General features: G+C 69.0%; 13 protein-coding genes. 6 read left to right on the forward strand and 7 right to left on the reverse strand.

Features of this window, described 5'->3' with window-relative positions; translation table 11 throughout:
* Positions 1–480 (forward strand): 2'-5' RNA ligase family protein (locus tag RWO82_RS13320; RefSeq protein WP_314427907.1); only part of this gene is annotated, 480 nt, incomplete at its 5' end.
* On the opposite strand, the gene RWO82_RS13325 is transcribed toward RWO82_RS13320, so the two are convergent.
* The 5 genes from RWO82_RS13325 to RWO82_RS13345 all read right to left on the reverse strand — a co-directional run bounded on the left by RWO82_RS13325 (position 471) and on the right by RWO82_RS13345 (position 6,128).
* Positions 471–1,385 carry an aldo/keto reductase gene (locus RWO82_RS13325; RefSeq protein WP_314427908.1) on the reverse strand — a complete coding sequence of 305 codons (915 nt, stop codon included), beginning with the start codon at positions 1,383–1,385 and terminating at the stop codon, positions 471–473. The two genes, RWO82_RS13320 and RWO82_RS13325, sit on opposite strands and share 10 nt — an antisense overlap.
* 70 nt (positions 1,386–1,455) lie before the next feature.
* Positions 1,456–2,814, reverse strand: a complete 1,359-nt coding sequence (locus RWO82_RS13330) for a dihydrolipoamide acetyltransferase family protein (protein ID WP_314427909.1) — start codon at positions 2,812–2,814, stop codon at positions 1,456–1,458.
* Positions 2,815–2,850: 36 nt separating this feature from the next.
* On the reverse strand, positions 2,851–3,831 hold the full coding sequence (locus RWO82_RS13335) for an alpha-ketoacid dehydrogenase subunit beta (protein WP_314427910.1): 981 nt from the start codon (positions 3,829–3,831) through the stop codon (positions 2,851–2,853).
* Entirely contained in the window at positions 3,828–4,955 is a 1,128-nt protein-coding gene (locus RWO82_RS13340; RefSeq protein WP_314427912.1) for a thiamine pyrophosphate-dependent dehydrogenase E1 component subunit alpha, read from the reverse strand. Before RWO82_RS13340 ends, RWO82_RS13335 begins: the two co-directional genes overlap by 4 nt.
* A 102-nt stretch (positions 4,956–5,057) precedes the next feature.
* Positions 5,058–6,128 (reverse strand): histidinol-phosphate transaminase, encoded by a 1,071-nt coding sequence (locus RWO82_RS13345; RefSeq protein ID WP_314427913.1) that lies wholly within the window; start codon positions 6,126–6,128, stop codon positions 5,058–5,060.
* A gap of 64 nt (positions 6,129–6,192) precedes the next feature.
* Between RWO82_RS13345 and RWO82_RS13350 the strand changes: the two genes are divergently transcribed.
* Genes RWO82_RS13350 through RWO82_RS13360 form a run of 3 tightly spaced genes read left to right on the forward strand, consistent with a single transcriptional unit; the run spans position 6,193 to position 7,226 of the window.
* Positions 6,193–6,399: a ribbon-helix-helix protein, CopG family gene (locus tag RWO82_RS13350; RefSeq protein WP_314427914.1), complete on the forward strand. Its 207-nt coding sequence runs from the start codon at positions 6,193–6,195 to the stop codon at positions 6,397–6,399.
* A gap of 3 nt (positions 6,400–6,402) precedes the next feature.
* Positions 6,403–6,765, forward strand: coding sequence for a type II toxin-antitoxin system death-on-curing family toxin (locus RWO82_RS13355; protein ID WP_314427916.1), 363 nt, complete (start codon positions 6,403–6,405; stop codon positions 6,763–6,765).
* A 56-nt stretch (positions 6,766–6,821) separates the two neighbouring features.
* A complete protein-coding gene (locus RWO82_RS13360) occupies positions 6,822–7,226 on the forward strand; it encodes a phage holin family protein (RefSeq protein ID WP_314427918.1) in 405 nt (134 codons plus the stop codon).
* Between the two features lie 42 nt (positions 7,227–7,268).
* Here RWO82_RS13360 and RWO82_RS13365 read toward each other — a convergent pair whose 3' ends face one another.
* Together RWO82_RS13365 and RWO82_RS13370 are read right to left on the reverse strand one after the other, a co-directional pair.
* The gene (locus RWO82_RS13365; protein WP_314427919.1) at positions 7,269–8,552 is read right to left on the reverse strand and encodes a hypothetical protein; all 1,284 of its coding nucleotides are present in this window, start codon (positions 8,550–8,552) and stop codon (positions 7,269–7,271) included.
* Entirely contained in the window at positions 8,549–8,812 is a 264-nt protein-coding gene (locus tag RWO82_RS13370) for a hypothetical protein (protein WP_314427921.1), read from the reverse strand. Before RWO82_RS13370 ends, RWO82_RS13365 begins: the two co-directional genes overlap by 4 nt.
* Before the next feature lie 161 nt (positions 8,813–8,973).
* Here RWO82_RS13370 and RWO82_RS13375 point away from each other — a divergent pair, with 161 nt between their 5' ends.
* A complete protein-coding gene (locus RWO82_RS13375; RefSeq protein ID WP_314427923.1) occupies positions 8,974–9,495 on the forward strand; it encodes a low molecular weight protein-tyrosine-phosphatase in 522 nt (173 codons plus the stop codon).
* Positions 9,496–9,509: 14 nt separating this feature from the next.
* Complete coding sequence (purB, locus tag RWO82_RS13380; protein WP_314427925.1) at positions 9,510–10,892, forward strand: adenylosuccinate lyase; 1,383 nt, start codon at positions 9,510–9,512, stop codon at positions 10,890–10,892.
* Positions 10,893–10,896 lie beyond the last annotated feature (4 nt).

Here is a 10,896-nt window from a genome sequence, read left to right on the forward strand (position 1 = left end):
GCCGAGAGCGCGATCCGGGCCGAGTGGGAGGCGCTCGCGGCCCGCGGACTGTCGAGCCTGGCCGGACACACCTCGACGAGCAACCGCCCGCACATCACGCTGGTCGCACGCGTCGACCTGGCCCCGCTCGACCCGGGCGTCCTGACCGGTGTTCCGTCATTCCCGATCACGCTGGGCGCTCCGCTGCTCTTCGGCACCGGAGAGCGCCGCGTGCTGGCCCGCAGCATCGTTCCCAGCGCGGAGCTGATCGGCCTCCGCGAGACGATCCTCGCCGCCGTCGGGTCGGGGGTCGATGCGCCGCACACCGCGCCCGGCGAGTGGATGCCGCACGTCGCCCTCGCCCGCCGGCTGCGCGTCGGCGATATCGCCGCGGCGCTCGAGGTGATCGGCGGCGACATCCGGGCTCACGCCCACAGCGTGCGGCGCTGGGATCCCGACACCGCTCAGCTCACGACCCTCGCCCAGCTGCGTCAGGCGTAGTCGCTGTCGTCCACCGGGGAGGGCGCCGGGCCCAGGGTCGCGACGGCGTCCCACAGCGCATCCGGAACCTCGGTCTGTTCCAGCTCGTCGAGCTGCTCGCGACGGTGCGGCGACGACACCCCGACGACGGTGGAGTCGATCAGCGGCGACCGCAGCGAATAGTGCAGCGCGGCGGCGGCCATCGACGTTCCGTGCTCCGCGCACAGGCGCTGCAGCCTCTCGGTCCACGCGAGCAGTTCCTCGCCCGCGGGCCGATAGTCGTACTGCGCGCCCGGATGCGGTCCCTTGACGAGCAGACCCGAACCGAACGGGGCCGCATTGAACACCGTCATCCCCCGGGCCTTGGCGTCGGCGAACACGGGCTCGGCCGACTGATCCACGAGGGTGAAACGATTGTGGATCAGCACGGCGTCGAACACGCCCGTTTCGACGTACTTCGCCATCAGCGGGATGGGAGCGGCCGCGACGCCGATCGCGTCGACCACGCCCGCGTTGCGGAGCTCGATGAGACCCTGCACCGCACCGCCGATCGAGATCGATTCCTCGAACGACACCGAGTACGGGTCGTGCAGGTGCAGCAGGGGGAGCCTATCGACGCCGAGCCGGGCGGTCGTCTCCTCGAACGAGCGGAGCACGCGGTCACGGTCGAAAGCCCCGGTATCGGGGTCCTGATCCACCTTCGAGATGACCCGCGACCCGTCCGTGCCGAGCTCGCGCAGTGCGATCCCGATAACGGCCTCGGAGCGTCCCCCCGCGTAGTTGTTCGAGGTGTCGATGAACCCGTGCCTGCTGGTGAGCAGGTCGATGGCCACCTCGACGGCAGCCCTCTCCTCGGCGGATCCCGGCTCCGAATGCCGGCCGAGGCCGGAGGTTCCGAGCGTGATGGGCGTCGGTTCGATCTTCATCCGCTGCAGTCCGTTCTCGTGGGGGTCGGTCGTCGCGGTGCTGCTGCCACTGTATCCCCGGTCGCCCGGATCACTCCACGAGCAGCGCGGGCTCCTCGAGCACGGATGCCACGTCGGCGATGAACCGGCTCATGCCGTCGCCGTCGATCACGCGGTGGTCGAACGACCCGGCGACCGTGGTGACCCAGCGGGGACGCACCTCGCCGTCGACGACCCAGGGCTTCTGGCTGATCGTGCCCATGGCCACGATGCCCGCCTCGCCCGGGTTGATGATCGGCGTGCCGGCATCCATCCCGAACACACCGATGTTGGTGATCGTGATCGTGCCGCCCTGCTGGTCGGCCGGGCTCGTCTTGCCCTCGCGGGCGGTCAGGGTGAGCCTGTTGAGGGCGCGCGCGAGGTCCTTCATGCTGAGGTCCTGCGCGTCCTTGATGTTCGGCACGAGCAGACCCCGAGGCGTGGCGGCGGCGATGCCGAGGTTCACGTAGTGGCGCACCGCGATCTCGGCGCCGCTCTCGGTCTCGATCCACGCGGCGTTCACCATCGGAGTGCGACGGGCGGCCCAGATGACGGCGCGCGCCATGATGAGCAGCGGCGAGACGCGGATGTCGGCGTAGTCGGGCGAGGCCTTGAGGCGCTTGACGAGCTCCATCGTGCGGCTCGCGTCGATCTCCTTCCACACCGTGACGTGCGGGGCCGAATACGCGCTCTGCACCATCGCCGACGACGTGGCCTTGCGCACGCCCTTGACGGGGATCGACTCGGTGCGATCGTCGCTCTGACCGGGCGCGGATGCCGGTGCCGGCGACAGCCCGCGAGCGAGCCCTGCGGGCGCGGGCTGCGGTGCGGGCACGGTCTCCTCCCGCACGGCACCCCACTCGGGCGTCTCGATGTTGCGGAACACACTCGCCTGCGACGCATGCGTCATCACGTCGTCGCGGGTGACCTCGCCGTCGGCGCCGGTCGGGGTCACCGTCGTGAGGTCGACGCCCAGGTCGCGGGCGAGCTTGCGGATCGGCGGCTTGGCGATCACGCCGACCGATGAGCGCACCGGGCGCTCGGCCGGACGCTTGCGGCGAGACGTGGCGCCACCGCCCGAGCCGTAGCCCACGAGCACCGACCCGCCGCCCTCTTCGGGTGCCGGCGCCTCGGCGGTCGCGATCACGCCGGGTCCCGCGTCGTCGCGCGCATCCGTCACGAACGTGATGATCGGCGAGCCGACCTCGACCGTCGTGCCCTCTGCGGCGAGCAGTTCGCCGACGACGCCCGCGTGCGGCGACGGCAGCTCGACGAGCGACTTGGCCGTCTCGATCTCGCAGATGACGTCGTTGATCGCGACCGTGTCACCGGGCGCGACCTTCCACGCCACGATCTCGGCTTCTGTCAGTCCCTCGCCCACGTCGGGGAGGTTGAAGTTCTGCGTGCTCATGAGCGGTCCTTTCGGAACGGTGAGATCAGGGGGAGATCAGTAGGCGAGCGAACGGTCGACGGCCTCGAGGATGCGGTCGGCGTCGGGCAGGTAGACGCCCTCGAGCTTGGCGGGCGGGAACGGGGTGTCGTAGCCCGAGACGCGCAGGACGGGGGCCTCGAGAGCATAGAACGCGCGCTCCATGACGGTCGCGGCGACCTCGCTGCCGATGCTCGTGAAACCCTGTGCCTCCTGCGCGTAGACCATGCGTCCGGTCTTGCGCACCGAGTTCAGGATGGGCGCGTAGTCGATGGGCGACAGCGAGCGCACATCGACGACCTCGCAGCTCGTGCCCTCGGCCTCGGCGAGCGCCGCGGCCTGCAGCAGCGTCGTCACCATGGCGCCGTGCCCGACGAGCGTGACGTCGGAGCCGGTGCGCACGACGCGCGACGCGTGCAGCGGCGCGGCGGAGGCATCGAGCTCGACCTCGCCCTTCGTCCAGTACCGGCTCTTCGGCTCCATGAAGATCACGGGGTCGTTCGAGGCGATGGCCTCCTGGATCATCCAGTACGCGTCGTTCGGCGTCGACGGCGAGACGACACGCAGTCCCGGCGTGTGCGCGAAGTACGCCTCCGGGCTCTCCTGGTGGTGTTCGACCGCGCCGATGTGGCCGCCGTACGGGATGCGGATGACGATCGGCAGACTCAGCGCGCCCTCGTGGCGATTCGTGAGCTTGGCGAGCTGCGTCGTGATCTGGTCGAACGCGGGGAAGACGAACCCGTCGAACTGGATCTCGATGACGGGACGGAACCCGGCCATCGCCAGCCCGATCGCGGTGCCCACGATGCCCGACTCGGCGAGCGGGGTGTCGAGCACCCGGCGGTCGCCGAAGTCGCGCTGCAGATGCTCGGTCACGCGGAAGACGCCACCGAGCTTGCCGATGTCCTCCCCCATGAGCAGCACCGTGGAGTCGTCCTCCATGGCCTTGCGCAGACCTGCGTTGAGGGCCTTGCTGAACGGCAGGGTCTCGAGAGTCACCGGGCGTCTCCTTCGAACGATGCCTCGTAGCGCGCGTGCCAGGCCTTCTGCTCCGCGATCAGCGGATGCGGCTCGCTGTAGACGTGGTCGAACATCTTGTCGACCGTCGGCGGTCCGAGCTCGACCGAGCGCGAGCGCAGGTCTTCGGCCGCGGCAGCGGCCTCCGCGTCCACGTCGGCGAAGAACTGCGCCGACGCTCCCCTGTTCTCCAGGAACGCCCGCATGCGGTCGATCGGGTCACGTTCGGCCCACGACTGCTCCTCGTCGGAGCCGCGGTACTTGGTGGGGTCGTCACTGGTGGTGTGCGCGCCGAGACGGTAGGTCACGGCTTCGATCGCGCGCGGCCCCTGCCCGCTGCGGGCCTCGTCGAGGGCGACCCGCGACACGGCGTAGCTGGCGAGCACGTCGTTGCCGTCGACGCGGATGCTCGGGATGCCGTATCCGGCACTGCGCTCGACCAGCGGGACGCGCGATTGCGTCGACACGGGTACCGAGATCGCCCAGTGGTTGTTCTGCAGGAAGAAGACGGTGGGCGCCTGGTAGCTGGCGGCGAAGACCATCGCCTCGTGCACGTCGCCCTGGCTCGATGCGCCGTCGCCGTAGTAGACGATCACGGCCTCGTCCTTCTCGACGTCGCCGGTGCCGCTGCGGTCGCCGAAGTTCAGTCCCATCGCGTAGCCGGTCGCATGCAGGACCTGCGAACCGAGCACGAGCGTGTACAGACGCGTGTTGCCGTTCTTCGGGTCGGTGGGGTCCCAGCCGCCGTGCGAGACACCGCGCATGAGCTTGATGATGTCGAGCGGATCGACACCCCGGATGCGCGTCACCGCGTGCTCACGGTAGGACGGGAAGATCGTGTCCTGCGCCCGAGCGGCACGGCCCGAGCCGACCTGAGCGGCCTCCTGCCCGCGGCTCGGCGGCCACAGCGCGAGCTGACCCTGACGCTGCAGATTGGTCGCCTGCGTGTCGATCGCGCGGATCGTGACCATGTCGCGGAAGAACTGCTCGAGCTCTGCATCGCTGATCGCCTCGATCAGCGGCAGGTACTTCTCGGCAGCCGGGCTGGGGGCGAAACGGCCGTCCTTCTGCAGGACGCGGACGAGTTCGGTGTCGGGCGATGTCACGACCCCACGCTACCCGCGCCCGCATGCCAGGTCACGCATACCTAGGGGGCCCTTGTATCTGCCCGGAGCCCGGAAAATCGGGCGTCCTGGGCCGTCGGCCGGTCAGCGCACGAGACCCGCCGCGACCTCCAGCACGCGAGAGATCGACTCCTCCTCGCCGACGGAGATGCGGATGCCGTCGCCCGAGAAGGGCCGCACGACCAGGTCGCCCGCGACGAACTCCGCCGCGGCCTCGTCGGTGCGGTCGCCGGTCGGCAGCCAGATGAAGTTGCCTTGAGCGTCGGGCACGTCCCAGCCCTGCGCCCGCAGGCCCTCGACCAAGCGGGTGCGGCGCTCGACGATCACGGCGACGCGCTCGAGCAGCTCGTTCTCGGCGTCGAGACTCGCGATCGCCGCGTTTTCGGCCGCCGAGGTCACCGAGAGCGGGATGCCCGTGGTGCGCGCCGAATCGAGCACCTTCTCGTTCCCGATCGCGTAGCCGATGCGCAGGCCCGCGAGACCGTAGGCCTTCGAGAAGGTGCGGAGCACGACGACATTCGGATGCCGCTCGAAGACGCGCTCGGCGAGACCGTCGACCGCCCCCGGTGCGGTCACGAACTCGGCGTAGGCCTCATCGAGGATGATCAGGACGTCGGCGGGAACCCGTTCGACGAACGTCGCGAACTCGTCGCTCGTGATGATCGGGCCGGTCGGGTTGTTCGGCGTGCAGAGGATGATCGCGCGCGTGCGGTCCGTGACCGCTGCGGCCATCGCGTCGAGGTCGTGGCGCGCGTCGGAGGTCAGCGGCACCTGCACGCCCGTGCCTCCGGCGACGAGCGGCAGACTCGGGTACGCCTCGAACGACCGCCATGCGTAGACCACCTCGTCGCCGACCGAGACCGTGGCGAGGATCAGCTGCTGCAGGATCGACACGCTCCCGGCGGCCACGTGCACCTGCTCGGCCTCGACCGCATAGCGGGCGCCGAGACGCGCGCGCAGGCGCCCGGCCGTCGCGTCGGGGTACCGGTTGATCGGAGTCGTGCGCTGCAGTGCTGCCGCGACCGACGGCAGCGGTTCGAAGGGGTTCTCGTTGCTCGACAGTTTGAAGGCGTCGGATCCCGCCTGCTTCCCCTGGCGGTAGGGCGCCAGGGCGGCGATGGCAGGACGGATGCGCGGCAGGATCGGGTCGGTCACAGTGATGAGTCTAGGATCAGCGGCCTCCCTGGCGACGACGTATCGACGGTAGTACCATTTTGGTATGGCAATGACCGTGAGACTTCCGGAAGAACTCGATGCACAGCTCGAGCAGATCGCACGCGCGCGCCACACATCGAAGCACACGATCCTGATCGAAGCGGCAACCAGATTCGCGAACAGCGAGACGAAGACCGACCGAGTGCTCTCGATCGCCGACGAGGTGGCGGCACGCTACGCGGACACCCTCAAGCGACTCGAAGACGCGTGACCCGTGACTGAGTACGTCGAGCCTGAGCAGGCGCTCGCCCTGCTTGCAAAGCTCGGGCTCCGCGTTCGCGATGAGGGACTGCTGTTCTCCGCTCTCGCTCGTCCTTCCGCTGGGATGTTCGGGGTCGATGCCTATCCCACGTTCGAATCCAAGGCGGCAGCGCTCATCAGCTCTGTGGCGCAGAACCACTCGCTCTTCGACGGGAACAAGCGTCTGTCGCTGTACCTCACGTTCATCTTCATCCGCCTCAATGGATACGAATTGACCTTCACCGACGACGAAGCGTTCGACCTCGTTCTCGACGTGGCGCAGAGTCGGATCACCCTCGACGAGATCGCAGAAGTGATCCGTGCACACATCCGGTAGCGGCCGATCGCCCTCGAACTGACATCGCGGCACCCTCGTGGGAGACTGGCCTGACCATGCGCTTCATCATCCGAGTCGTCGTCAACGCGTTCGCCCTGTGGGTCGTCACGCTGATCCCCGCCCTGCAGGTGCAGATCCGGGCCTTCGCGCCCGGTGAGACTCTGCAGCTCGTGCTCACCCTCCTCGCGGTCGCGGCGATCTTCGCCCTGGTGAACACGATCATCGGCACGGTCGTGAAGATCGTCGCCTTCCCGCTGTACATCATCACGCTGGGTCTGATCGGGTTCGTCATCAATGGCTTCCTGCTGTGGCTCACCGCCTGGATCACGAGCGGCTTCGGCTGGGGTCTGACGGTCGGCAGCTTCTGGTGGGGCGTGCTCGCGGCCCTCATCATCTCCCTGATCAACGGCGTCTTCGGCTTCGTCCTGCGTCCACAGCGCAAGCCGGCCCGCCGCGACTGACCCTGGCCTTCAGGCCTGCTCGCAGGCGGTAGCCCGGGCGCCTCACGGGTGGTCCTGCACGCGCTCGGCGTGATACTCGGTGCGCTCGATCGTCTCGGCGCGTGCGAGCCCCGCCCAGAAGTCGTCGAGCTCGTCGACCCGCGGATCCCCGGACGCGTCGGCCATCGCGGCTGTCTCGGTATACGTCTCGAGGGAGTGCTGATCCATCCGGAAGTCACCGAGAGAGACCCCGGGATCAGCCTCCCGCGACACCGTGAAGCTGTCGTCCGACCCTGTGCCCTCCGCAGATCCGTCTGAGAGCTCCGACACGGGATCGTCGGTGTGACGGATCTGCACGAGGGTCTGGTCGTCATCGAGCGTCGGCTCTACAGGGCTGCCCGCCGTGATCTGCATCTGCACATCGAACTCGCTCTCCATCGAGAGATGCGCGGCCACCATTCCGGCCTGCGAATGCGCGACGACGTCGACCACATCGCCGGGCCCCGCTCCCGCCGCCTCGAGTGCGTCGATCGTGGCCTGATACGAGGCTGACCGCTGCCCCTGGTAGAGCTCGATGTTCGACTTCATGTCCCACGGCTCCGCTCCCCCCACCCCCACAGACTGGGTCCCCTTGACGTAGGCGACGAATCTCGTGCGTCCGTCGGGGAATGTGTACTTCTCGACCGCAACCTGCGCTCCGGTGGCGGTCGGCATGCGCTTCAGCGCCGTAGCGAGGCTCCCCGGGGCGGCGGACGGTGTCGACGTCTTGACAGGCGTCACCGTCACCGGGTCAGCTCTGCCCTTCAGCGTCTCGCCCGGAGTCACCTTGCCGAGACCTGAGCGCACGCCCGCCGCCACCGCGGCCGCGAAAAAGGGACCTGCTGCCAGGGGCAGGAACGGCACGGGGAGGAGCCCCCGGAACCTGTCGAGCTGCCACTGCGCTTCGAGCTCAGCCGCCATGTCGGGGATGCGCTCATCGCTCTGGGCGAGACGATCCGCCTGCAGGATCAACCGTCGCGACGCGGCGGGATCCGTCTGGGAGAGCATCGCGGCCTCCGCCTTCAACTCGACGTACTCGTAGACGTCGGCCATGAGCAGCGTGCTGGTCGCGGTCTCGCGGCATTCCGTGCGCAGGCGAGCCACCCGCTCGCCCGATGCCCACAACTCGACGGTGTCGACCTCGGCACTGAACCCCGGTGCGTCGACGATGACGCGGTACGCCCGCGCCAGGGAGTCGTGCGCATGGTCGAACCGCCCGGCGACGACATCGGTGCGTCGTGCGATTTCGCGCAGCACATCGGGATCGACCGAGATCACACCGCCGTGATCGATATCGATGCCGCTCATGACAGGTCGATCCCGGCCACCTCCGCCACGCGACCCCGCGTCTCGGACGCCTCGGCCCGCGCGCGCCGCCCGTAGTCGCCGAGAGCGTCGTGCATCGCGCGCACGCCAGCGGATCGCCACGCCGTGTCGGCGGCCAGCGAGCTCAGCGATGCTCGCGCATCGTCGAGCGCCTCGACGGCCGAGCGAAGCTCGCGGCCGGCCTGGGTCTTCGCCCACTCGGCCTCGGCCGCGGACATCTGCAACAGTGCGATGGAGTTCATGCGCTCAGCATCCGGGATCCGCCTCGCCGTGCGCGGGCGACTCCCGCCCCGCCCCCGGCGTGCGTGAGTGCACCCCGTGCGGGCCCGAATGTGCAGAACCGGTGGGCCGTGCCGAGCAACTCCGCGTCGCGCGATCAGCCGTCGACCTGCACAATGGAACAGTGCCATCCCCGGATCCCTTTCGCGTGATCTTCGTCTGCACGGGGAACATCTGCCGCTCCCCCATGGCGGAGGTCGTCTTCCGTGACCTCGCCGAACGCCAGGGGCTGGGTTCGCGCATCGTCTCGCGCAGCGCGGGCACGGGCGACTGGCACCTCGGGGAGCAGGCCGACCACCGCACCCTCGACTCGCTCGCGCGACGCGGCTACGACGGATCTCTGCACCGCGCCAAGCAGTTCACCTTCGCGTCGTTCGCGGAGAACGATCTCGTCGTCGCGCTCGACCGCACGCACGAACGGAACCTGCGCGAGTGGGCCCGCGACGAGGACGAGGAGGGCAAGGTCACGCTCCTCCTCGCCTTCGACCCCGCGGCCTCGACGCAGGACGTGCCCGACCCGTACTACGCCGGCCCGGAAATGTTCGATTCGGTGCTCGGTATGATTGAGGCGGCGACCCGCGGGTTGTTCCGCCAGCTCGAACCGGCCCTTCGCCAGCCCCGCACGCCCCGTGATCTCGGGGCCTGATCAGGAGGATTCCCCTGACTTTCCAGCCCTCGCTCCCGCCGCAGCCCCTGAGCCCGCTCGACGGCCGCTACCGCGGTGCCGTCACCGGACTCGCCGACTTCCTCTCGGAGGCGGGCCTCAACCGGGCTCGCGTCGAGGTCGAGGTCGAGTGGCTGATCGCTCTCACCGACCGCTCTCTCTTCGAGACGAGTCCTCTGTCGGATGCCGACAAGGAGCGCCTGCGCGCCCTCTACCGCGACTTCGGGCAGGACGAGATCGACTGGCTCGCCGAGAAGGAGGCCGTCACCCAGCACGACGTCAAGGCCATCGAGTACCTCGTACGCGACCGCCTGTCGACGCTGGGTCTCGACTCGATCGCAGAGCTCACGCACTTCGCCTGCACGAGTGAGGACATCAACTCGGCGTCATACGCGCTCACCGTCAAGCGCGCCGTCGAGGAGGTCTGGCTCCCGGCTCTCGACACCGTGATCGCCAAGCTCCGCGAGCTCGCCGCCGAGCACGCCGATGCCCCGATGCTCTCGCGCACCCACGGGCAGCCCGCCACCCCGTCGACCATGGGCAAGGAGCTCGCGGTCTTCGCCTGGCGCCTCGAGCGCGTGCGCGCGCAGATCGCCGCATCCGACTACCTCGCCAAGTTCTCGGGCGCGACCGGCACCTGGTCGGCGCACCTCTCGGCCGATCCCGACGCCGACTGGCCCACGATCTCCCGCGAGTACATCGAGGGCCTGGGCCTCGGCTTCAACCTGCTGACGACGCAGATCGAGTCGCACGACTGGCAGGTCGAGCTGTACGACCGCGTGCGTCACGCCGGCGGCATCCTGCACAACCTGGCGACCGACATCTGGACGTACATCTCGCTCGGCTACTTCGCGCAGATCCCCGTCGCGGGAGCGACCGGATCGTCGACCATGCCGCACAAGATCAACCCGATCCGCTTCGAGAACGCCGAGGCCAACCTCGAGATCTCGGGCGCCCTGCTCGCGTCTCTCGGTCAGACCCTCGTCACCAGCCGCCTGCAGCGCGACCTCACCGACTCGACGACGCAGCGCAACATCGGCGTCGCCTTCGGCCACTCGCTGCTCGCGATCGACAACCTGCGCCGTGGCCTGAACGCGATCTCGCTGTCGCGCGACGTGCTGCTCGCCGACCTCGACGTGAACTGGGAAGTGCTCGCAGAGGCGATCCAGACCGTCATCCGCGCCGAGGTCGTCGCCGGCCGCTCGTCGATCACCGATCCCTATGCGCTGCTCAAGGAGCTGACGCGCGGACACCGCGTGGGTGCCGCTGACCTCGCCGCCTTCGTCGAGGGCCTCGAGATCGGGGATGCCGCGAAGCAGCGTCTGCTGGCACTGACCCCCGCGACCTACACGGGCATCGCCGAGCAGCTCGCGAAGTAGTCAC

This window comes from uncultured Microbacterium sp. (assembly GCF_963521645.1).
Lineage (GTDB): Bacteria > Actinomycetota > Actinomycetes > Actinomycetales > Microbacteriaceae > Microbacterium.

What these genes read in the sequence shown, in the direction of transcription:
- RWO82_RS13325 (WP_314427908.1), bottom strand. Translation starts at nt 1,385, where the DNA reads ATGAAGATCGAACCGACGCCCATCACGCTCGGAACCTCCGGCCTCGGC.
- RWO82_RS13330 (WP_314427909.1), bottom strand. Translation starts at nt 2,814, where the DNA reads ATGAGCACGCAGAACTTCAACCTCCCCGACGTGGGCGAGGGACTGACA.
- RWO82_RS13350 (WP_314427914.1), top strand. Translation starts at nt 6,193, where the DNA reads ATGGCAATGACCGTGAGACTTCCGGAAGAACTCGATGCACAGCTCGAG.
- RWO82_RS13360 (WP_314427918.1), top strand. Translation starts at nt 6,822, where the DNA reads ATGCGCTTCATCATCCGAGTCGTCGTCAACGCGTTCGCCCTGTGGGTC.
- RWO82_RS13365 (WP_314427919.1), bottom strand. Translation starts at nt 8,552, where the DNA reads ATGAGCGGCATCGATATCGATCACGGCGGTGTGATCTCGGTCGATCCC.
- RWO82_RS13370 (WP_314427921.1), bottom strand. Translation starts at nt 8,812, where the DNA reads ATGAACTCCATCGCACTGTTGCAGATGTCCGCGGCCGAGGCCGAGTGG.